Genomic DNA, 20,137 nt, shown 5'->3' with positions numbered 1-20,137 from the left:
GATGAATATTGAATAGCTGTGCTTTGATCGGTAGCAATATCACTAAATATATGCTATGGAAAGCGCCACGGAAAATTTGCTGTATTCACTGCCAGAAATACCGACGAATTGTTCGAGCATAATATTTAATGGTATATATTTCGGTATACCAAGGAAAGCATAACCTATGATTACTTATAAATTACAATCATTTACGTCGTCAGTTAAATTGAAGTCGCACCATAAAAAACAGCCATTTAGGATCCTTCCTGAGTGGCTGTTTTCTTTTGGTGTATCGTGCTTGTCGCAACCCGCAAAAAACGGACTCGGTACGACGGGGTAGTACCAGCGGCCAGTAGCTCCCTTGCCGATTTGGAACAAAACCCTCGTGTCCATATTGACTGGTTTAAAGAAGAATGGATTGAATATTTAGACACTTACAGAGCGTACTGTGTGCAGTATCGGAGGTGCAGCAATGAACTACAACGATTATCCAACTGAACCAATGGGCGACGGCAGCCTTTATCGACAATGCAAAAGCTGCAAGGTGCCGGTGCTTGAAATCAATGGCGAACTCGACAAGCATCGTCCGTGGTGCGAGTACCGACAGGAGATGAAGGCGCGGCAACTGAGAGACGAGCTTCTGGAGGAAAACCTGTGGTTGCGATTTCTTCTTGGGCAGGTGTTCCATTCGCTCCCGGAACAAAGGGATTGGCTTGATCCGGAAATCGAGAAGGGCATGAAGGCTGCCCTGGAAAGCAAACCCCGGACTGGTCGTTGATAGCAGGTCTTTTTCGGCTCATTGCTGCGATAGAGTCCTGACGACAGCCGATATAATGACGATGCAATTGCTCGGTATCCCGGATTGACTCTGAGTGAGTCTGGGAATGGCTGGCATAAGCCGTTAAAGAGTAGACAGGTTGACATTGTCATGGTTGTCTACCAGTAAACTCAATTGATTCAGTTATATACTGCCACCGACGGTGCACAGCACGGGTAACCGTGTGTCGCAAAACTACCATCCCGAAGAGGGATAGAGGGGTTGTCGAAGTGAGGGAAGAATATTTTGCATAAGAGCCACGCTTTCGGTTTATACACGGGAAGTGTGGTTTTTTTTGCCTGTTTTGGAAGCTATGCGGATCATGTCGATGAGTCTGTTTTCGCTATATGTGCGGGTCGTGGGTGAAGCTCTGGAGGGAAATTTCCGTATGGATCAGTATGGCTACACAATGCACTGGGGAGGCCTGCCATGAAGAACCGGATGCTTTTACGCTGGTTATCGCTGTGTCTTGTTCTTGCCCTCAGCGCACCCTGCTCCGTTGCCCACTCCGGCAGTATCCCCGAGGTGGGCGCTCCGGAGTGTGTGGGAAATTGCGGCGACTCCAGCGGGAGAGAGGAACAGACACAGCGCCCAGAGCCGGCCGGCCCGACCCCGGAACAGCGCGAACAGGCGCGCGCCAGGGCGCTTAACAATGCCAACGAGCGGGGAATCGGCTGCTTTCAGCGCAAAGAGTGGAACTGCGCCATACGCAATTTTCAGGAAGCGCTGGCCTACGCTCCCTACAACCCCTCCCTGCAGCATAATCTGAAACGGGCACGGGAAGAGGCGGCCAGACAGTCCGGACTGGCAGGCCAGCAGTTGCTGTCGACTGTCCACCACGGCAATCAGGCGCTGCAGAGCGGCAACTCCGCAACGGGAAGGCCCCTGTCAGGGCAGGGGTTCGATACGGGGGGATCGAATGCGGGCACTCTTCCACCTCCCGTTGTCTACAATCAGTATTACGGATACCGGGATCCGGTTGTCGCACCGGACAAGCGGACCCCCGCCATTGACCGCATCGAAAGGGAACGGGACAGCTCGCGTAAAAAACGGGCTAACCTGGAAACCAGGCTGAATGAGCTGCAAACAAAGCCGAAAGCCAACCCGGTGGAGCTGGTGCGGATCAAACAGGAGATCAGTAATGCCAGGAACCAGGAGAATTTCCTGAACTTCTCCATTCAGGTGGAACTGCAGAAGGCCGGGGCCCCCCATGGGAAAAAATAGCCCTGCCTTTCACCACATGGGGTTGTTGCTTCTCCTCTGCATCCTGCTGGCTCCGGTAGTCGGTGCCTCTGCCCAGACCATCTCCTCCCCACCCCGGCCGCCATCCGGCATCAACCAGGATGACCATGACAGGCTTCAGCGCAGGAAAGCGTCACTGGACGCCATGCGCCAGGCGCTGGAGGCTGATATCGGAGCCTTGAATGCTGACTGCAGCCGGGTTCCTGCCGCTGATTCTTCGCGCGCCTCCTCCTGCCGGAAGCGGCAAACGGATCTCTTGGCCAGAATCGGCGACTACCGCTCGGCTGTGGATGCGTACACCTGGCAGGTGCAGCTGGTGTCGTTGCTGTCACCCACTGCGCTCGCGAACGACGACGCCCTGCATAGCGCACATCCGTTGCCCCGGGAACTGCAGAGGAGCCTGCAACGGGTCGTCGACCTGGAACGGAATCTGCGCAGGATCCAGGGGCGGCTCAAGGGGTTGACGCAAACCCTGCGCGCCAGTACCGCCGAATTCGAAACCTGGAAGGGGACGGTGGACGAGGCGGTGAACGACACCTGGCGCAACGGTCTTGAGTATCTGCTCAGTCTTCCTTTTGAGTACGGGACATACAAGCTGGGCACTCTCCTGAAAAAACGTCTCCAGGAGATCGAGAAACAGTCCGTCAGGTCGGCGGACCTGCTGGCCAGTACGTCCGATCCCACTCGGCGCGAGCAATACCGTGCCGTGCGGCAGTGGCTTGCCCGCGAAGAGAAGCTTGCCAGGTACAATCTGCGGCAGTTGGACAACCTTGGCGCCCTGAAGACCAACTACGATCTGCGGGAATGGAATACGAAACGGGCCGACGACTATGACAGTCTCGTCGACGGCTTGGGCTGGATGGCCGGGATTATCGCTCCGCCGTTCAGTCATCTGAAGATGAGCGCCCAGGCCTATTCCAACGTGGTCGCGGAATGCGTCAGCTGGTACAGGATCAACAGCCTGACCCGGCAGAACGAGGAGTATGCGGCGCAGGTCAGGGAGCTGTCCCGGCGCATGGAGAGGGATATGGGTGAGCTCGGCTGCCTGAAGGGATGTCTGCGGGAGTACCGCGACGGGTGCCTGACCGGCTGCGGAAGCGGTAGTAGCCTGCACATGCCGCCACCACTGCTGGACTAGGGGCCTGTTTTTCGTCACTTCTATTCAAGGAGGTATGAACATGTTCATCCGCAAGAAACGTACACTGGTTGTTTCCGCCCTGCTCATGACGCTTGCTGCCGGGTGTGCCCAGGTCACCCCGCAAACCCGGGACACACGGCTGGATACGAGAAGGCGGGCCGTTGCCTCTCCGGCATCCCTGGGGATCTACTATCAGGGCATGAACGGCACCGTTGGCTATCACATGGTCAGTGAGCCACGGGCAAATTGCCAACCAAGCTGGAATGCCGATAATCCGCGCATCGTGGAGGGGTATCTCCCCCCAGGTCTGAAGGTCGACGGTTTCAAGATCGTCGGCACACCGCAACTGCCGGGGAGATGGTTTGTGAAGATGAGGTTTACTGGGGTGTCCTGTCAGGGCACGTCCTATTCCGATCAGGACGTGGATGTCAACCTGAACATACAGGGTGATGCGCCGCGCCAGATCCAATGAACCGCTGACCGTGATGCGCACCTGTTCTGCCGTCCTGCCCGAAAGGTCCGGCGGATTGGGCGGGCCTGCCACGCAGCGAGGGAGAACCACCATGGGTAACCATCCGCCTGTTCCGCTCATTACATATGTCTCTGCCGCACTGCTCCTGCTCTGCTCCGCCTGCGCTCCCCAAGGGGCCGTTCTGGCCGACAGGTGCCGGCTTGAGCCGGTCAACGGCCCCTGCAAGGCTATGATGGAGCGCTACCGCTTCGACCAGAAGAGCGGCACATGCCGGGAGTACATCTACGATGGCTGCGGAGCGGTGGTCCCCTTCGAGAGCCTGGAAGAGTGCCGTCAGCTCTGCGAACCTCCGGCATCGGGGGAAGTCCAGGGGAAAATGCCGGGAGTCGAGCCCGCCGTGGAGAAACGTTCCGGTCTGCTCCGCGATCCGGTGGAGGATGACCCCCGCCATGCCGTGGTATTCAGGAACATCGATGACGAGGTCAAGGCTCTGCTGGCCGATCATCCCCGACGGGGGGGGGAAGGTTTCGTCAACATCTACTGGGAGACCAAGAAGCGGCTGCTCAAGAACAGGTACGGCATCGACTGGCGCTCGCCGGGAGAGATGAACCCGCAGGTTATCTTCGACTGATTGATACATGGCGCAATCTCGCAGCAACAGCGGAGAGAGGTCAGGGGAGGGCTACATGAGGCGGATGCTGAAAACAGTGCTGCTGGTGGCTGGCGTCGCGGTCAGTCTGGGAGCTGGTGCTGCTGTCAAAGCTGATGGTGCTGGGGGGGACGATCAAAACACCAAGAGTGCCGATTCCGGGCAGTCCTTGTACAGCGTGGTCAGGGAAACCAGCTTGGGCGGAATCATTGCAGAGCAGGGGACATGGCTGGTGCTGGATGAGCCGATCCACTTTGCCAAGGGGAGCAGGTCGGAGCGGGTGGTGGAGCGGATCCGGCTGAGCGTGCCCCCTGAATTGCGGGAGAGGGTGGCGGCCATGGATGGTCGCCATGCCGTGCTGGAGGGGACCATGGAGTGTGCCATGCTCTTTACTCCCTGGAGCGCGACCTGCGTACTGAGGGTGAAACGGGCGGAGACGGACCGGTGAGCGGGGCCTGCTTCAGGTCGGAGATGAAGCAGCTGCCGCTGATGCTGGGAAAACTGTTGGCCGGCTTGGTGGCGGTGGCCGGCTTTACCATGGCTGTGCTGGACGTGACCAGGCGCGCCGATGCCCCGCTGCCCGGCATCATGGCCTGGCTTCTGCTGGGTGCAGCGGGTCTGCTGGCCTTCCAACGCTTTTCCCGCTCCCTGGTGAGGCGGCTGTCAGGCGAGGGGAACGTTTCCCCCGCAGAGGCAAGGCGCACGAGCCTTATCTCCTGGGTGATCCTCGTGCTGCTCGCCCTGGGCTTTCTGTTGGTCAGCTACCTCATGACCAGGTAGCATGACGTGCCGTGACCCCTCCCCCAGGATTCCCTTTGCCCGTTTCCCCCCTCTGTGGTATAGATGCCGGTCATGATCGTGGAAAAGAAGAGTATCGCCCGCAGCCACGAGTACTGGATGCAGCGGGCCATAGCCGAGGCGGGCAAGGCCCGCAGCAGGGACGAGGTCCCCATCGGCTGCGTGATCGTCAGGGACAACAGGATTATCGCCCGCGGCCACAACCTGCGGGAGAGTTCCCAGGACCCTTCCGCCCATGCCGAGATGATCGCCATACGCAAGGCAGCCCGAAAGCTCTCCTCCTGGCGACTCCTGGACACCACCCTCTATGTAACCCTGGAACCCTGCACCATGTGCATGGGCGCCATCATCCTTTCGCGCATCCCCCGCGTCGTGTTCGGCTGCCTGGACCCCAAGGGGGGGGCGGCCGGTTCGCTCTACGATCTCTCCAACGATCCCCGTCTCAATCATCGTGTGGAACTGCTGCCCGGCGTGCTGGAGCGCGATTGCTCGTCGCTTTTGAGCGGCTTCTTCGCCGAGTTGAGGAGGCGCAGGCGTGAGGCGCGCCTTAGCTCCGCTGGAGAGCTTCCCGGAACTCCACAGGGCTGTTGATGTTGCGGAACGACACTCCGGCGCCGGGAATGGAGCGGATCACCTGTCGGGGGATCACGCCGGTCACCCCACCAATCCTGGCGCTGTCCGTCACGGGGAGCGGTCGGCAGCCGGGCAGGGCTGTCGGCTCCGCGGGGCGGAGTCCGCAACCCGGGGATCATGATCCGCATGTATAGTACACTTTCGGGTCACCTGGCAACAGTGCTGCCAGGTGACCCGAATGCGCCCTGTCATACCCCATTTGCGTCAGCGAGCCTTTCCGGCCCGGCGCGCGGGGGACTCCTAACCCCTACTTGGATCACAAAACAGTTGAAATAGGCGTAGCATTGGTTGGCCTGCCGTGCAAAACTCTGGACTCGGCATGCAAGTTGCTGTAGTTTCTGGTGGATTGACTATTCAGGAGGAGAGAAGATTATGAAAAAGAGATTCATGCTGTTCTGTGCTGCGGCACTCTCGGTGCCCATGTCCGCGCTGGCGGGGGTGAACGTCAACGTCAACCTCGGTATTCCCGCGCCCGTTGTGGTTGCCGCTCCACCGGCCGTGGTGTTTGCCAGTCCGCCGCTGTTCCTGGTGCCGCCCAGCCTGGGTATCTACGTTGGTGTGGGTATTCCCTACGATATTGTTTATGTCGATGACTTCTACTACCTGAACTACCGTAACGCCTGGTACCGTTCCAACCACTACAACGGCCCCTGGGCCGGTGTCCGTCAGGAGCGTCTGCCGCTGGTTGTGCGCCGCCAGGGTGTGGAGTATATCCGCGTCCGTCGCGACAGGGAATACCAAGGCTATCGCAGGGACCATGATCACTACCGCGGCCGCTATTTCAGGCCCGATCAGGGGGGCAGGCCGGTGTTCGTGGATACCCGCCGGCGAGACTGGAAGGAAGAGCGCAAACAGGACCGGCGCGAAATGAAGTTCGAGCACAAGCAAGAGCAGCGCGAGATGAAGTTCGACCACAAGCAGGAACAGCGCGCCATGAAGGACTTACAAAAGCGCGAGAACCGCGAAATGAAGAATGACCGCAGGCAGGATCGGGATCACGGTAGACACCGCTAATCTCATTTGATTCAGCTGCATACGACATGAGCCCCTCCGGATATTCCGGCGGGGCTCATGTCGTTCAGCGCTTTGAGGCTGCTGATTATCCCTGCAGGTTGAATGCCTCATGCAGCACGCGCACGGCCAGTTCGGTGTACTTGTCGTCGATGATCACCGAGATCTTGATCTCCGAGGTGGAGATGGTCTGGATGTTGATGTTGGCGGCGGCCAGTGCCGAGAACATGGTGGTGGCCACGCCGGCGTGGCTGCGCATGCCCAGGCCGACGATGGAAATCTTGCTGATCTTCTCGTCGGAGATGACTTCCCTGGCCTGGAGTTCGCCGGCAACCTGGTTGGTGATCTGCATGGCTTGTTTCAGGTCGGTCTTGTTGACGGTGAAGGTGAAGTCTGCCAGGCCGGCCTGGCTCACGTTCTGTACGATCATGTCCACCGGGATCGAAGCGTCGGAAAGCGCCGACAGGATCCTGGCGGCGGTACCCGGTTTGTCGGCTACCCCCATGACGACGATCTTGGCTTCATTCTTATCATAGGCAACGCCTGAAACGAGAATCCCTTCCATATCCTTGTTCTCCCTCGTAACCATGGTACCGGTATTGTCATTCAAACTGGAACGTACATGTACGTTGACGTTGTATTTCTTGGCGAACTCCACCGAGCGGATCTGCAGGACCTTGGCGCCCAGGCTGGCCAGTTCCAGCATCTCATCGTAGGAGATGCTCTCCATCTTGCGAGCTTCCTTGCAGATGTTGGGGTCGGTGGTGTAGACACCGTCCACGTCGGTGTAGATCTCGCACACATCCGCCTTGAGGGCCGCTGCCAGGGCAACCGCCGAGGTGTCGGAACCGCCGCGCCCCAGGGTGGTGATGTTGCCGTTGGCGTCGATGCCCTGGAAACCGGCCACGATCACGATAGTCCCCTCGTTCAGATCGGCGCGGATGCGTGCGTCCTCGATCCGCTCGATGCGCGCCTTGGTTGCCGTGTCGTCGGTGATGATCGGCACCTGCCACCCCAGGTACGATTTGGCCTTGTATCCCATGGATTTGAGGTGCATGGCAAGAAGGGCGATGGTGACCTGTTCGCCGGTGGACACCAGGGTGTCGTATTCGCGGCCGTGGGGCAGTTCACACATCTCGTTGGCCAGGGAGACCAGTCTGTTGGTCTCTCCGGACATGGCAGAAAGGACAACGATCAGCTCGTTGCCCGCATCACAGGTCCTGGCGACCCGCTTGGCGACGTTCCTGATGCGGTCGGGATTGCCGACCGACGTACCGCCGTATTTCTGAACGACAAGTGCCATACTTCAGGTACTCCCTTTCCTGGTAATGGTGTCCGTCAAGCTGCTGGCGGACTCCACTGTATAGCAGACAAAACCGGATCAGGTCAAAGCATTTCTGGGTTCCTGGCGGGCATCAAGCCGCTCCAGCAGGGCCTCCGGACCGGCCCCTTCTGCCTGGATGGTGATGATGCGCCTGTCGTCGCCGTCATGCTGGAAGGTGACGCTCAGGCGCTCAACCGGAAGCAGCTCTTCCAGGCGTTCGGACCATTCGGCCAGGCAGATGCCCTCTCCCTGGAAAAAATCCTCGAAGCCCAGTTCGGCAATCTCGTGACAGGAGGATAACCGGTAGAAGTCGAAGTGATAGATGGGAGGGGTGCCGGGATACTCGTTCATGATGGCAAAGGTGGGGCTGGCCACCAGATGGGCGCTTTGGGGCGCCGCTCCGCTCACCACCCCCCGGGTGAAGCAGGTCTTGCCCCCCCCCAGTTCCCCGCACAGGGCGACGAAGGTTCCGGGAATGAGCATTTCTCCCAGGCGTCGGCCAAGCTCCTCGGTCTCTGCCGGCGAAGAGGTCGCCAGGGAGAGCCGTTTCATCGGTTGATCAGGCTGCGGATGATGTCGATGCGCGACACGATCCCCACCAGTTTTCCCTCCTGGAGAACCGGCAGGGAATTCAGCCTGCGGCTGCTCATCAGGTCGGCTGCCGTGCTGACCGGCGCGTCGGGGGCGATGCAGACCAACTCGCGGGAGTATATCTCGCCCACGTTTTGGGCGGTTATCCGCTGCAGATCCCGCTGCAGGCTCTTTTCGCCCCCCAGGGGGATGACCCAGTCGAACAGGGAGATGACCGTGGGGATGTGCAGGCTGCGCCCCTGCTCGATCAGGTCCGATTCGGTGACGATACCGGTGGGAGCGCCGCCGTCGTCCACCACCGGCAGGCTGCCGATGGGGTGCTCCTTGAAGATTTCGGCCAGTTCCCGCACTGTGGTCTCTCGTTTCACGGTGATGACCTCTGTGGTCATGATATCTGCAACGGTCTGCATGGGTAGTCTCCTTGGATTGATTCTCTGTGCGGCAGTCGGGGGTATCCGCTTTCCGCTCCGGATCCCTGCTCCTGTGGTTCCGTGGCTCATTTCGCGGCAGCCGGAAACTCACCCTGGCGGGTTCAGACAGTCCGGCTGCCTCATGCTCCATTTCGCCGGGAACCACGACGGAGCAGGGATAAGTCGCTCTCTGCGGATACCCCCGACTGCCGGATGCTGGTTTGAAGGTCAAGCGTAGCGGATGGCAGAGGGGGAGTTTCGCTCCATCAGCTTTTTCCGGGCGTAGGGGAGCATCTCGGCCACATCCGTGGCAGTGATGCCGACCTCACCCTTGTCGCGAGCCACCAGGTCGGCGCTATGGCCATGGATGAAGACCCCCAGGCAACAGGCGTCCCGGACCTCGTATCCCTGGCCGATCAGCGATGCGATGATGCCGGTGAGCACGTCCCCCATGCCGCCGCTGGCCATGCCCGGATTGCCGCTGGAGTTGATGGCGATCGAGCCGTCGGGGGAGGCGATGATGGTGCGCGCCCCTTTGAGCACCAGGTACACGTCATAGCTGGTGGCGAAATCACGGCAGAGCTCGATGCGATCGGCCTGTTCGGAGGGGAGCGGGGCACCAAGCAGGCGGGCCATCTCCCCCGGATGGGGGGTCAGCACCGTGGCGGTGGAGCGGTTCCATTTCAGGACGCTCATGTCCGTTGCCAGGGCGTTCAGGCCGTCGGCGTCGATCACCAGCGGGAGTTCCACGGTTTCCGCCAGGTTGCGCACCAGTTCCACGGTCTCCGGTCTGCGGTCGATGCCCGGGCCGATGGCCAGCACGTCCCTTCCCTCCAGCAGCCTGACGATCTCGTGGAAGGCTCTCCCCGACAGGTGGCCGTCGTCGGAGTCGGGCAGGGGGACGGTCATGGCCTCGGTGGTCTTCACCTCCAGGATAGGGTTGAGCCGCTCAGGCACTCCCAGGGTCACCAGGCCGGAGCCGGCACGCACGGCGGCGTTGGCGCACAGCGCCGCGGCGCCGCTCTTGCCGGTGGAGCCGGCAATGAACAGGCAGTGGCCGTAATTCCCCTTGTGCCCCTGGCGGTCGCGCCGCTGGAGCAGGGGGGCCATGCTCTCCTCATCCAGGTACTGGAAACCGGGCGCCTGTTCCAGCAGGGCAGGGGGGATGCCGATGTCTTTAACCACCAGCCGCCCCGTCAGCTCGGCGCCGGGGTAGAGCACATGCCCCAGTTTGGGGCAGGCAAAGGTGACGGTCAGGTCGGCCTTCACCGCGCTCCCCAGAATCCTGCCGCTGCTGCCGTGGATGCCGGAGGGGATGTCAACCGCCATAACCGGCTTGCCGGAACCGTTGATCAGCTGAACCGCCTCGCGATAGACGCCGCCCAGGTCGCTGTTCAGGCCGGTTCCCAGCATGGCGTCCACGATCAGGTCGGCCTGACGAAAGTCGACGGCGTGCAGGGAGGAAAACTCAGCCTCCCCGGTGCGGAAGCGGGGCAGGTCATGGGGGAGCAGCTCAAGGTTCGCGGCAGCGTCGCCCCTGATCTGTTCCTGCTCAGCCAGCACCAGCAGGGTAACCTGCCACCCCTGACCCAGCAGCAGGCGGGCGATGACGTGGCCGTCCCCGCCGTTGTTCCCCTTGCCGGCCAGGATGAGCACCCGCTTCTCCTCCAGATGGCCGAAGTGGCGGATAATCTCCTCCACGCAGCAGCGTCCTGCGTTCTCCATCAGAACGAGACCGGGGATGCCGTACTCCTCCATGGTCCGTCTGTCCATCTCCTGCATGGTCTGTGACATGACGATTTTCATAGGGACTCCAGAACCACCATGGCAACGGCACAGCCGCCGTCATGGGAGAGGGAGAGGAACAGGCCTGCCCCCTTCTTTTTCCGGAATAGCTCCTCCGCCCTGCGGGAGAGGCGCAGCTCCGGCTTGCCCAGCTCGTCGTTGACCACCTCCATGTCATGCCAGGATATGCCGTCGCTCAGCCCGGTTCCCAGGGCCTTGAGGAAGGATTCCTTGGCGGCGAAGCGGGCGGCGAAACAGGCGGCAGCGCCGCTCTTCCGGGCGTTGCAGTAGCTTCGTTCCTGGTCAGTAAAGATGCGTCGCAGGAGAGAACTGTCGGGGTCGTCCACATGACGCTGGAAACGGGGGATGCCGACGATGTCGGTGCCGATGCCGATGATCATGCGTATTTGATCAGCTCGACCATGTCCTTCACGGCACGGTCCATGCCCACCAGTATGGCGCGGGCCATGATGGAGTGGCCGATGTTGTACTCCTCGATGCCCCCCAGGGCTGCCAGCGGCTTGATGTTGACGTAGTTGATGCCATGTCCGGCGTTGACCCCCATGCCGACCTTGCTGGCCAGCTTGATGGCCGCGTCGATCTCCTCCAGTTGCCGCTTCTGGGAGGGCCAGTCTGGAGCGTCGGCATAGGCGCCGGTGTGAATCTCGATGTAGTCGGCGCCGCTCTTGTTGGCGGCCTTGATCTGCTCCTGGTCCGGGTCCACGAACAGGCTGACCACAATGCCGCCGTCCCGCAGGCGCTTGACCGCGTCGGTGATGGCCTTCAGGTTGAGGATCACGTCCAGCCCCCCCTCGGTGGTCAGCTCCTGCCGTTTCTCCGGCACCAGGGTGACCTGCTCCGGCTTGGTCCTCAGGGCGATGCGCACCATCTCCTGGGTTGCCGCCATTTCCAGGTTGAGCTTTGTCTTGACGGTGCGTCGCAGGATCTCCAGGTCGCGGTCCTGGATGTGACGGCGGTCCTCCCGCAGGTGGATGGTGATTCCTTCGGCGCCGGCAAGCTCGCCCAGGGCGGCCGCCGTGACCGGATCCGGCTCCATGCCGCCGCGCGCCTGGCGCACGGTGGCCACATGATCGACGTTGAGTCCCAGTTTTGCCATGTTCTCGTCTCCTTGCGAATCCGGCGGGGTTACTGCTTTTCTCCCAGGTGCTTCCTGACCAGGTCGATGATCTCGTTGGCCCAGGCGGTGATCTCGTAGGTGTCCTTCCCCTCCAGCATGACCCGCAGCAGCGGCTCGGTGCCGGAATAGCGGATCAGCACCCGCCCCTCATTGCCCAGCTTCTCTTCAACGTCCCTGATCCTGGCGGCGATCTCCGGGATGGTGGTGATGTCCTTCTTCTCGCGCACCCGGGTGTTGACCAGCACCTGGGGCAGCGCGATCATCACCTCGGACAGTTCGGAGAGCGGCTTCTCCGTCCTGCGCATGACCGCCAGGAGCTGCAATGCCGAGAGGATGCCGTCGCCGGTGGTGTTGCTGTCCAGGAAGATCATGTGGCCGGACTGCTCCCCGCCCAGATTATAGCCACCCTTGCGCATCTCCTCAACCACGTAGCGGTCTCCCACGGCCGTCTTGACGATCTTGCCGCCCGCCGCGCGCATGGCGATGTCCAGCCCCATGTTGCTCATCACCGTCGTTACCAGGGTCTTCTTTTTTAAAAGCTTGCGCCGGAGCATATCGGTGGCGCAGATGGCCATGATGTGGTCGCCGTCCACCTCGTGGCCGAACTCGTCGCAGACGATGACCCGGTCGGCGTCGCCGTCCAGGGCGATGCCGATATCGGCGCGGTGCTTCTTCACCGCCTCGCTGATCACCTGGGGATAGAGCGAGCCGCAGTCGGCGTTGATGTTGGTGCCGTTGGGGCTGACCCCCAGGCAGATCACCTCGGCCCCCAACTCCTCGAACACCGCCGGAGCAACCCGGTAGGCGGCGCCATTGGCGCAGTCCAGCACGATCTTCATGCCCGAGAGGTCCATCTCAGTGGGAAAGGTGTTCTTGAGGAAGACGATGTAGCGGCCGGCGGCATCGTCGATGCGGAAGGCCTTGCCCACCTCGCTGGCCGTGGGGCGCAGGGAGTCGATCTTGTTGGACTCGATCAGCTTCTCTATTTTCAGCTCGATCTGGTCGGGCAGCTTGAAGCCGTCGGCGGAGAAGAACTTGATGCCGTTGTCCTGGAACGGGTTGTGGGAGGCTGATATGACCACGCCGGCGTCGGCCCGCATGGAGGAGGTGATGTTGGCGATGCCCGGCGTGGGAAGCGGCCCCACCAGCAGCACGTCCACTCCCATGGAGCAGATGCCGGCCACCATGGCGTTTTCCAGCATGTAGCCGGAGAGGCGCGTGTCCTTGCCGATCACGATGCGGTGGCGGCGCTTGCTTGAGCTCTTGAAGATATAGGCGGCGGCCCTGCCCAGTTGCATGGCCATCTCGGTTGTCATGGGGTAGACGTTGGCGACGCCGCGGACGCCGTCGGTGCCGAAGAGTTTTTTCACGGGTGTCTGTCTCCTTGTGGTGAGTGTTCCGGTTCCAGGCGCAGTTCCAGCCGGCCTGGAGAGACGCGGGTTACCCTGATCTCCTCCGGAAGCCTGAGGCGGGTTTCCAGGTGGATGAACGCCGTTGTGCCGGGGGCCGCGGCGCCTGCCAGGTCCAGGACCAGCGCCGGGTTGGCGTGCTTGGCGGCACGGATCAGGGCCGGGGGGCCGTACAGGGTGATGCTGACCTTTCGCGGCAACGGGCTGCCAAGGCTGTATCCCCGGGGGATGTTGACCAGCCGCGGCTCCAGGCTAAGTACGGCTTCGCTCTTCTTCCATGTGGCTGCCAGACTCCAGACGCTGAAGGCAAGGGCGAGGCAGAGCAGTTTGAGAGTCAGGTTGCGGGGGCGAAAGCGGCTGACGGTATCGCTGGGGATCCTGTCCATGTCAGTCCTCTCCCGGCGGTTGCGGCTTGTTGCTGCGCTTCAGGTCCAGCCCCTTGCGCAGCAAGCGCCGGATTTCCGCCGCGGCCATGTCATAGGTGATCTTGCCGTCGTGGACCATGGATATCTTGCCGGTCTCCTCGGAGACGACCAGGACCAGCGCATCGGTCAGTTCGGAGAGCCCCAGGGCGGCCCGGTGGCGCGTGCCGAAGCTCTTGGCGATATCCGGATTGCGGGAGATCGGCAGCAGGCAGCCGGCCATGGTAATCTTGCCCCTCTGGATGATCACCGCTCCGTCGTGAATCGGGGAGTAGGGGAGAAAGATCGAGTTGAGCAGTTCGCTGGTCACCATGGCCTCGATCTGGGTGCCGATCTCCAGCAGGTGGTCGATGGGGTGCTGGCGGACGATGACGATCAGCGCGCCGATGTGCTTCTCGGCCATCTCGGCGGTGGCCTTGATCAGCTCTTCGATCATCACCAGCTCTTCGTCGCGGATCTGGGGCTCCACCGGACGGCGCCCCATGAGCATGAAGGCACGCCTGATGTCCCCCTGGAAGATGACGGCCAGGATGACCAGGCTTGAGCCGAACAGGGAACGCAGCAGCCAGCCGGTGGCGGCGAACCCTGAAAAGCATGACAGGACCAGCAGGGAGAAGAAGGCCAGCAGGAACAGGACCAGGCGGATGGCCACGTCCTCCTTCAGGATGAGGGCGAAGCGGTAGACGATGACAGCCAGGATCAGGATGTCGCAGAGATCGAGCAGGGTGAAGCTGGCTAACAGGTCCGACATTCAGCTCCTCGAAAGGGTGTCTGTTTGATAACAGACCGGGTGTTCTGTTCCCGAATCCGCCGGGGGGGGCGGCGCGCATCCGGCTCGGTTGCGTGGCGAGGAGCGCCGGGAGTGCCTATCCCTCCACGATTGCCCGAGCCATGTCGGCCACATCCCGCATGGCTGCCACGTCATGGACCCGCAGGATGGATGCGCCATGGCTCACCGCCAGGGCCACAGTGGCGGCCGTACCGAACAGCCGGTCATGCACCTCCCGGCCGATGGCAGCGCCGATGAACGATTTTCGTGACGTGCCCACCAGAAGCGGCAGGCCCAGGCTCTGGAATTCCCGCAGACGCCGCAAGAGCTCCAGGTTGCCCTGGGCGCTCTTGGCGAAGCCTATGCCCGGGTCCAGGCAGATCAGTTCCCGTTCCACGCCGGCGGAGAGGGCGGTCTCTGTCGAATGGCGTAGCCCCTGCATGACCTCGGCCAAAAGGTCGCCGTACTCGGTGTCGCGCTGCATGCCGTCCGGTGTTCCCCGCGTGTGCATCAGCACCAGTCCCGCCTTGCTGGTGGCCGCTACCTGGGCCAGGGAGGGGTCGAAGCCGAGTCCGCTGATGTCGTTGATGATCTCCGCTCCGGCGTCCATGGCCTGGCGGGCCACTTCCCCCTTCCAGCTGTCCACGGAGAGAGGGATGGATGAACTCTTGGCGATCGCCGAAATGACCGGCACGACCCGGTCGATCTCCTCCTGCGCTGATATGGCCGGGGCGCCGGGGCGGGTGCTCTCGCCGCCGATGTCGATGATGTCGGCTCCCTCGGCAATCATCTGCTCCGCCCGTTCCACTGCCCGTGCCGGGTCCAGGTAGCGGCCGCCGTCGGAGAAGGAGTCCGGGGTTATGTTGAGGATGCCCATGATCAGCGGACGTGTCAGCGGGAGCTCCCGCCGGGATGTGCGCCAGAAGAAGGCTGGGGTGGCGATCCGGTCCAGGAGCGTGGACAGCTCTTCCCCCAGGGAGGGGAGGCCGAAGGGCTGCCGGGCCAGTCTTGTGCAGAGCTGCCTGAGCTGTTTCTCCGTTCCCATCAGGATCGCGTCGCTGGCCTCGATGCTGCAGGCCACGCTGCCGCGGGCAACCGCCGCATCCCCCCCCAGGGCCAGCATTTCCTGTTTGAGGATGTTGGCCTGGCGGCACTGCAGGCGAGGGATCTGGATGCAGTGGCTGGACATCTTGGGCAGAAGCCTCTGGATGCCGCCCGGGTCAACCCCCATGCGGCGCAGTTCGCGCTCGGCGGCGACCGGACTGCCCAGGGAGAGCGTTCGCGCCTGGAAATGGTCCATATCAGACCTGGATGTCGGTGTGCTGTTCCTGCTGCTGTGCTGAATCCGTTGCACCCTGGCCGCAGGTGGGCACGCCGGCGGCGATGATCCGGTCCACCTCGGCGCCGGACAGGTTCTCCTTCTCGATCAGGCATTCCGACAGGTTGTGCAGGTTCTGGATGTTGTCCTTCAGCAGGGTCAGGGCGCGCTGGTAGCTGCCGTCCACGATCAGTCTGATCTCGTTGTCGATCTCCACCGCCGTGGCTTCGCTGTAGTTCTTGTGGGTGGACATCTCCCGTCCCAGGAAGATCTGCTCGTCCTTCTTGCCGAAGGAGAGCGGGCCCATCTTGTCGCTCATGCCCCAGTCGCAGACCATCTTGCGGGCCAGTTCAGTGGCCTGCTCGATGTCGTTGCCCGCTCCGGTGGTGAAGGTGTTGAAGATCAGGTCCTCGGCGGCCCGTCCCCCCATGAGCACGGTGATGCGCGCCAGCAGCGTCTCGCGGGAGTAGCTGTGCTTGTCCTCGATGGGGAGCTGCATGGTCACGCCCAGGGCGCGGCCGCGGGGGATGATGGAGACCTTGTGCACCGGGTCGGTGCCGGGGATCATCCTGGCCACCAGGGTGTGTCCCGCCTCGTGGTAGGCGGTGCTCTTCTTCTCCTCGTCGGAGATGACCATGCTGCGCCGCTCAACCCCCATCAGGACCTTGTCCTTGGCGTTGTCGAAATCGCTGGACTCCACCTGGTTCTTGTCGGCCCGGGCAGCCAGCAGGGCCGCCTCGTTGACCACGTTGGCCAGGTCGGCACCGGAGAAGCCGGGGGTGCCGCGGGCGATCACCTCCAGGTCCACGTCGCTTGCCAGGGGCACCTTCTTGGCATGCACCTTGAGGATCATCTCGCGCCCCTTCACGTCCGGGCGGGGAACCACCACCTGGCGGTCGAATCGGCCGGGTCGCAGCAAGGCCGGATCCAGCACGTCGGGGCGGTTGGTGGCGGCGATCAGGATCACCCCTTCGTTGGACTCGAAGCCGTCCATCTCCACCAGCAGCTGGTTCAGGGTCTGCTCACGCTCGTCATGGCCGCCACCCAGGCCGGCACCGCGGTGGCGCCCCACGGCGTCGATCTCGTCGATGAAGATGATGCAGGGGGCGCTCTTCTTGCCCTGCAGAAACAGGTCGCGCACGCGGCTGGCGCCCACGCCCACAAACATCTCCACGAAGTCGGAGCCGGAGATGGAGAAGAAGGGGACACCTGCCTCGCCGGCGATGGCCTTGGCCAGCAAGGTCTTGCCGGTGCCCGGGGGGCCCATGAGCAGAACTCCCTTGGGGATCTTGCCCCCCAGCTTGGTGAACTTCTTGGGGTCCTTGAGGAAGAAGATGATCTCGTTCAACTCTTCCTTGGCCTCCTCGATGCCGGCCACGTCCTCGAAGGTGATCTTGACCTGGGATTCGGTGAGCAGTTTGGCGCGGCTCTTGCCGAAGGACATGGCCTTGCCGCCGCCGACCTGCATCTGGCGCATGAAGAATATCCACACACCCACCAGTAAAATAAGGGGAAACCAGGAGATGAAGATGGAGAGCCAGGAGAACTTCTCCTCATCCGGTTTGGCGATGACGGTGATCTTTTTCTCCAGCAGCTTCTTGGTCAGGTCGGCGTCGGAAAGCGGCTTGTAGGTCTGGAACTCCTTGCCATCCTTGCCGTCGAACTTGCCGAATATGTCATTGCCCTGGATGGTGACCGAGGTTACCCTGCCCGCATCCACCTGGGCGATGAAATCGCTGAAGTTGATCTTTTCTGCCGTGGCCCGGGGCTTGTTGATCATGCTGTAGAGCAGGATCATCATCAGGAAGATGACCAGCCAGAGAGAGATGTTCTTGTAAAACTGATTCACGGTTACCCCCAGAAGAATGCGCTGATACGGCAGTTTGAAATTGGAAACTCTACCATAGCAGGTATCGCTTTACAATATGTTTACCTTTTTGCTACGCCGTAACCTGTGGAAGGGCGTTTTGAGCGGCTTCACGTGGCGGGAACGGTCGTTTTCAGCAGGCGTGCCGCCCCCTGGTCCACCATCCAGACGAGCCTGCCCCGGGACGGTGCGATCAGCTGGGCCGGAAGCAGTCGGGGGATGGATGGCCCCTCCAGCACCCGGTGCAGCACGCTGGCCTTGTGTGCGCCGCTGACCAGGAACACCACCAGTTCGGCCTGGTTCAGGGCAGGGGGGGTCAGGGAGATGCGCATGATCTCCTCTCCCTTTTTTCGCGTCGCCGCCACCCAGTGTTCTTGCTCGCCCAGCGAGGGGGAATCGGGGAACAGGGAGGCGGTGTGGCCGTCCTCCCCCAGGCCCAGCAGGGCCAGGTCGAAACGGGCGCCCCCGTGGGGAAAATGGGCACGCACAAGCGCCTCGTAGCGGGCTGCCGCCACTTCGGGTTCGGTGCCGCAGGCGATGGGGTGGATCTGCTCCTCCGGGATCGGGACTCTGTCCAGCAGTGCCCTGCGCACCATCAGGGCGTTGCTGGCCGGGTCAGTGGCGGCTACGCAGCGTTCGTCCCCCCAGAACAGGTGCACCCCCTGCCAGGGTATGCGACTGCACAGCGGCTCCTGGCTGAGAAGCTCATAGGCGCGGCGGGGGGTCTCGCCGCCGCTCAGCAGGACCGAAAAGCGACCCTGGGAGGCGATCGCCTGTTCCGCGGTCAGGGCGAAAATCTCGGCCGCCGCCCGGCTGAGCGATTCTTCGTCGTTGAAACGCCGGACAGTGGCGCTCATCGCTTCATGCCTGGCTGCAGCCAGTTGTGACCCCCCCGGGCGATCATGCGGTCGGCCGCCTCGGGCCCCCAGCTGCCGGCCGGGTAGTCGGGGAAATCCGCGGGAGGTACCGCTTCCCAGGCGGCCAGGATGGGTGAGACCACGTTCCAGGCGCATTCCACCTGGTCGGCGCGCATGAACAGGGTGGCATCGCCGCGGATCGCGTCCAGGAGCAGTGTCTCGTAGGCCTCGGGTGCTGCCGCCTTGAAGGCCTCGCCATAGCGGAAGCGCATGTCCGCCTCCCCCAACAGCAGGCGGGTGCCTGGTTGCTTGACCTGGATGCGGGTGTTGATCCCCTCTTCAGGCTGAATCTTGATCACGATGCGGTTGGGCTGCCAGTTGTCCACCGCGGCGGAGGGGAAGAGCTGGTGGGGAGGGGAACGGAAGATGATGGAGACTTCGGAGACCTTTGCCGGAAGGCGTTTGCCGGTTCGCAGGTAGAAGGGGACCCCCTGCCAGCGCCAGTTGTCGATCAGGAGCTTGAGCGCCACGTAGGTCTCGGTGCAGGAGTGAGGGGAGACGCCGCTTTCCTCGCGATAACCGGCCACGGCCTGCCCCTCCACGAATCCCCTGGCGTACTGGCCGCGCACGGCGCTCTTGTGCACGTCATCGGCCAGGATCGGGCGGATGGCGCGCAGCACGTCCACCTTCTTGTTGCGCACCTCGTCGGCGTCAAAGGAGATGGGAGGTTCCATGGCCACCAGGCAGAGGATCTGCAGCAGGTGATTCTGGATCATGTCCCGCAAGGCGCCGGACTGCTCGAAGAAATTGGCGCGGTTCTCCACCCCCACGGTCTCGGCAACGGTGATCTGCACATGGTCGATGTAGCGCCGGTTCCAGACCGGCTCGAACAGTGAGTTGGCGAAACGGAAGGCGAGAATGTTCTGCACCGTCTCCTTGCCCAGGAAGTGGTCGATACGGTAGATCTGGGATTCCACGAACATGCCGGAGAGGAGCTGGTTCAATGTCCGGGCCGAGGCGATGTCCCGTCCGAAGGGTTTCTCCACCACCAGCCGGTCCCGTTTGCAGTCCCGGCAGACCCCCATGCGCTGCAGCATGGCGGCTGCCGGCTCCATCATGGAGGGGGGGATTGCCAGGTAGAAGATGCGGTTGGCGCGTACCCCCCAGTCGCTGTCGATCTCGTTCAGGCGTCGGGTCAGGGCCGCCCCCGACTCTTTCGAGGTCACGTCCTCGGAGACGTAGCTGATCCGGGAGCCGAAATCGTCCCAGGGCTGTTCTGTGCTTCCACCGCGTCGGGAGAACTGTTCCAGGCCGCTTTTGAGATGGTTGCGGAAGGTGTCGTCGTCCATGCTCCTCCGGCCGATGCCGATGATGGCGCAGCGTTGGGGGAGCAGATTGTCCAGCATGAGGTTGTGCAGCGCCGGAATGAGTTTGCGCCTGGTCAGATCCCCCCCGCCGCCGAAGATCACGATGATGGTCGGGTCCAGCTTTCTGGATGACGGCAT

General features: G+C 62.1%; 22 protein-coding genes and 1 riboswitch. Of the genes, 9 read left to right on the top strand and 13 right to left on the bottom strand.

The window, feature by feature from the left end; genetic code table 11:
* Positions 1-454: 454 nt before the first annotated feature.
* From PPRO_RS11270 to PPRO_RS11230, 9 genes are all read left to right on the top strand, one after another.
* Positions 455-760 (top strand): hypothetical protein, encoded by a 306-nt coding sequence (locus tag PPRO_RS11270; RefSeq protein ID WP_041532281.1) that lies wholly within the window; start codon positions 455-457, stop codon positions 758-760.
* Between the two features lie 193 nt (positions 761-953).
* Positions 954-1,029, top strand: a riboswitch (cyclic di-GMP riboswitch).
* 199 nt (positions 1,030-1,228) lie between these two features.
* Complete coding sequence (locus tag PPRO_RS11265; RefSeq protein WP_011736137.1) at positions 1,229-2,023, top strand: hypothetical protein; 795 nt, start codon at positions 1,229-1,231, stop codon at positions 2,021-2,023.
* Complete coding sequence (locus tag PPRO_RS11260; RefSeq protein WP_011736136.1) at positions 2,010-3,179, top strand: hypothetical protein; 1,170 nt, start codon at positions 2,010-2,012, stop codon at positions 3,177-3,179. The genes PPRO_RS11265 and PPRO_RS11260 overlap by 14 nt, the downstream gene beginning before the upstream one ends.
* A gap of 40 nt (positions 3,180-3,219) precedes the next feature.
* Complete coding sequence (locus tag PPRO_RS11255) at positions 3,220-3,651, top strand: hypothetical protein (protein WP_011736135.1); 432 nt, start codon at positions 3,220-3,222, stop codon at positions 3,649-3,651.
* 91 nt (positions 3,652-3,742) lie between these two features.
* On the top strand, positions 3,743-4,282 hold the full coding sequence (locus PPRO_RS11250) for a BPTI/Kunitz domain-containing protein (RefSeq protein WP_011736134.1): 540 nt from the start codon (positions 3,743-3,745) through the stop codon (positions 4,280-4,282).
* Between the two features lie 55 nt (positions 4,283-4,337).
* Complete coding sequence (locus PPRO_RS11245) at positions 4,338-4,748, top strand: hypothetical protein (protein ID WP_011736133.1); 411 nt, start codon at positions 4,338-4,340, stop codon at positions 4,746-4,748.
* Positions 4,745-5,080, top strand: coding sequence for a hypothetical protein (locus PPRO_RS11240; RefSeq protein ID WP_011736132.1), 336 nt, complete (start codon positions 4,745-4,747; stop codon positions 5,078-5,080). Before PPRO_RS11245 ends, PPRO_RS11240 begins: the two co-directional genes overlap by 4 nt.
* Positions 5,081-5,143: 63 nt before the next feature.
* Positions 5,144-5,689 carry a tRNA adenosine(34) deaminase TadA gene (gene tadA / locus PPRO_RS11235; RefSeq protein ID WP_011736131.1) on the top strand — a complete coding sequence of 182 codons (546 nt, stop codon included), beginning with the start codon at positions 5,144-5,146 and terminating at the stop codon, positions 5,687-5,689.
* Between the two features lie 414 nt (positions 5,690-6,103).
* On the top strand, positions 6,104-6,745 hold the full coding sequence (locus tag PPRO_RS11230; protein ID WP_011736130.1) for a hypothetical protein: 642 nt from the start codon (positions 6,104-6,106) through the stop codon (positions 6,743-6,745).
* A gap of 85 nt (positions 6,746-6,830) precedes the next feature.
* Here PPRO_RS11230 and PPRO_RS11225 read toward each other — a convergent pair whose 3' ends face one another.
* From PPRO_RS11225 to zwf, 13 genes are all read right to left on the bottom strand, one after another.
* Positions 6,831-8,045: an aspartate kinase gene (locus PPRO_RS11225; RefSeq protein ID WP_011736129.1), complete on the bottom strand. Its 1,215-nt coding sequence runs from the start codon at positions 8,043-8,045 to the stop codon at positions 6,831-6,833.
* A gap of 78 nt (positions 8,046-8,123) precedes the next feature.
* Positions 8,124-8,618: a tRNA (adenosine(37)-N6)-threonylcarbamoyltransferase complex ATPase subunit type 1 TsaE gene (gene tsaE, locus PPRO_RS11220; RefSeq protein ID WP_011736128.1), complete on the bottom strand. Its 495-nt coding sequence runs from the start codon at positions 8,616-8,618 to the stop codon at positions 8,124-8,126.
* Positions 8,615-9,067: a CBS domain-containing protein gene (locus tag PPRO_RS11215; RefSeq protein ID WP_011736127.1), complete on the bottom strand. Its 453-nt coding sequence runs from the start codon at positions 9,065-9,067 to the stop codon at positions 8,615-8,617. The genes tsaE and PPRO_RS11215 overlap by 4 nt, the downstream gene beginning before the upstream one ends.
* Positions 9,068-9,295: 228 nt before the next feature.
* Positions 9,296-10,873, bottom strand: a complete 1,578-nt coding sequence (locus tag PPRO_RS11210) for a bifunctional ADP-dependent NAD(P)H-hydrate dehydratase/NAD(P)H-hydrate epimerase (RefSeq protein WP_011736126.1) — start codon at positions 10,871-10,873, stop codon at positions 9,296-9,298.
* The gene (locus tag PPRO_RS11205; protein WP_011736125.1) at positions 10,870-11,253 is read right to left on the bottom strand and encodes a holo-[acyl-carrier-protein] synthase; all 384 of its coding nucleotides are present in this window, start codon (positions 11,251-11,253) and stop codon (positions 10,870-10,872) included. The genes PPRO_RS11210 and PPRO_RS11205 overlap by 4 nt, the downstream gene beginning before the upstream one ends.
* Positions 11,250-11,969 carry a pyridoxine 5'-phosphate synthase gene (locus PPRO_RS11200; protein ID WP_011736124.1) on the bottom strand — a complete coding sequence of 240 codons (720 nt, stop codon included), beginning with the start codon at positions 11,967-11,969 and terminating at the stop codon, positions 11,250-11,252. Before PPRO_RS11200 ends, PPRO_RS11205 begins: the two co-directional genes overlap by 4 nt.
* A 29-nt stretch (positions 11,970-11,998) precedes the next feature.
* Positions 11,999-13,360, bottom strand: coding sequence for a phosphoglucosamine mutase (gene glmM / locus PPRO_RS11195; RefSeq protein ID WP_011736123.1), 1,362 nt, complete (start codon positions 13,358-13,360; stop codon positions 11,999-12,001).
* Positions 13,357-13,785: a CdaR family protein gene (locus PPRO_RS11190; RefSeq protein WP_011736122.1), complete on the bottom strand. Its 429-nt coding sequence runs from the start codon at positions 13,783-13,785 to the stop codon at positions 13,357-13,359. Before PPRO_RS11190 ends, glmM begins: the two co-directional genes overlap by 4 nt.
* Position 13,786: 1 nt before the next feature.
* The gene (cdaA, locus tag PPRO_RS11185) at positions 13,787-14,572 is read right to left on the bottom strand and encodes a diadenylate cyclase CdaA (protein ID WP_011736121.1); all 786 of its coding nucleotides are present in this window, start codon (positions 14,570-14,572) and stop codon (positions 13,787-13,789) included.
* Positions 14,573-14,687: 115 nt separating this feature from the next.
* A complete protein-coding gene (gene folP / locus PPRO_RS11180; protein ID WP_011736120.1) occupies positions 14,688-15,890 on the bottom strand; it encodes a dihydropteroate synthase in 1,203 nt (400 codons plus the stop codon).
* A 1-nt stretch (position 15,891) separates the two neighbouring features.
* The gene (ftsH, locus tag PPRO_RS11175; protein ID WP_011736119.1) at positions 15,892-17,757 is read right to left on the bottom strand and encodes an ATP-dependent zinc metalloprotease FtsH; all 1,866 of its coding nucleotides are present in this window, start codon (positions 17,755-17,757) and stop codon (positions 15,892-15,894) included.
* 128 nt (positions 17,758-17,885) lie between these two features.
* Entirely contained in the window at positions 17,886-18,632 is a 747-nt protein-coding gene (pgl, locus tag PPRO_RS11170; RefSeq protein WP_011736118.1) for a 6-phosphogluconolactonase, read from the bottom strand.
* Positions 18,629-20,137 (bottom strand): glucose-6-phosphate dehydrogenase, encoded by a 1,509-nt coding sequence (gene zwf, locus PPRO_RS11165; RefSeq protein ID WP_011736117.1) that lies wholly within the window; start codon positions 20,135-20,137, stop codon positions 18,629-18,631. Before zwf ends, pgl begins: the two co-directional genes overlap by 4 nt.

Source organism: Pelobacter propionicus DSM 2379 (assembly GCF_000015045.1).
In the GTDB taxonomy this organism is placed as follows: domain Bacteria; phylum Desulfobacterota; class Desulfuromonadia; order Geobacterales; family Pseudopelobacteraceae; genus Pseudopelobacter; species Pseudopelobacter propionicus.
This window is presented reverse-complemented; position numbering and strand designations above follow the sequence as displayed.

Bases quoted from the DNA above. Each gene is read 5' to 3' on its own strand.
- PPRO_RS11270 (WP_041532281.1), top strand. From the start codon at position 455: ATGAACTACAACGATTATCCAACTGAACCAATGGGCGACGGCAGCCTT.
- PPRO_RS11265 (WP_011736137.1), top strand. From the start codon at position 1,229: ATGAAGAACCGGATGCTTTTACGCTGGTTATCGCTGTGTCTTGTTCTT.
- PPRO_RS11260 (WP_011736136.1), top strand. From the start codon at position 2,010: ATGGGAAAAAATAGCCCTGCCTTTCACCACATGGGGTTGTTGCTTCTC.
- PPRO_RS11255 (WP_011736135.1), top strand. From the start codon at position 3,220: ATGTTCATCCGCAAGAAACGTACACTGGTTGTTTCCGCCCTGCTCATG.
- PPRO_RS11250 (WP_011736134.1), top strand. From the start codon at position 3,743: ATGGGTAACCATCCGCCTGTTCCGCTCATTACATATGTCTCTGCCGCA.
- PPRO_RS11245 (WP_011736133.1), top strand. From the start codon at position 4,338: ATGAGGCGGATGCTGAAAACAGTGCTGCTGGTGGCTGGCGTCGCGGTC.
- tadA (WP_011736131.1), top strand. From the start codon at position 5,144: ATGCCGGTCATGATCGTGGAAAAGAAGAGTATCGCCCGCAGCCACGAG.
- PPRO_RS11230 (WP_011736130.1), top strand. From the start codon at position 6,104: ATGAAAAAGAGATTCATGCTGTTCTGTGCTGCGGCACTCTCGGTGCCC.
- PPRO_RS11225 (WP_011736129.1), bottom strand. From the start codon at position 8,045: ATGGCACTTGTCGTTCAGAAATACGGCGGTACGTCGGTCGGCAATCCC.
- tsaE (WP_011736128.1), bottom strand. From the start codon at position 8,618: ATGAAACGGCTCTCCCTGGCGACCTCTTCGCCGGCAGAGACCGAGGAG.
- PPRO_RS11215 (WP_011736127.1), bottom strand. From the start codon at position 9,067: ATGCAGACCGTTGCAGATATCATGACCACAGAGGTCATCACCGTGAAA.
- PPRO_RS11210 (WP_011736126.1), bottom strand. From the start codon at position 10,873: ATGAAAATCGTCATGTCACAGACCATGCAGGAGATGGACAGACGGACC.
- PPRO_RS11205 (WP_011736125.1), bottom strand. From the start codon at position 11,253: ATGATCATCGGCATCGGCACCGACATCGTCGGCATCCCCCGTTTCCAG.
- PPRO_RS11200 (WP_011736124.1), bottom strand. From the start codon at position 11,969: ATGGCAAAACTGGGACTCAACGTCGATCATGTGGCCACCGTGCGCCAG.
- PPRO_RS11190 (WP_011736122.1), bottom strand. From the start codon at position 13,785: ATGGACAGGATCCCCAGCGATACCGTCAGCCGCTTTCGCCCCCGCAAC.
- cdaA (WP_011736121.1), bottom strand. From the start codon at position 14,572: ATGTCGGACCTGTTAGCCAGCTTCACCCTGCTCGATCTCTGCGACATC.
- folP (WP_011736120.1), bottom strand. From the start codon at position 15,890: ATGGACCATTTCCAGGCGCGAACGCTCTCCCTGGGCAGTCCGGTCGCC.
- pgl (WP_011736118.1), bottom strand. From the start codon at position 18,632: ATGAGCGCCACTGTCCGGCGTTTCAACGACGAAGAATCGCTCAGCCGG.
- zwf (WP_011736117.1), bottom strand. From the start codon at position 20,137: ATGCCGTCATCCAGAAAGCTGGACCCGACCATCATCGTGATCTTCGGC.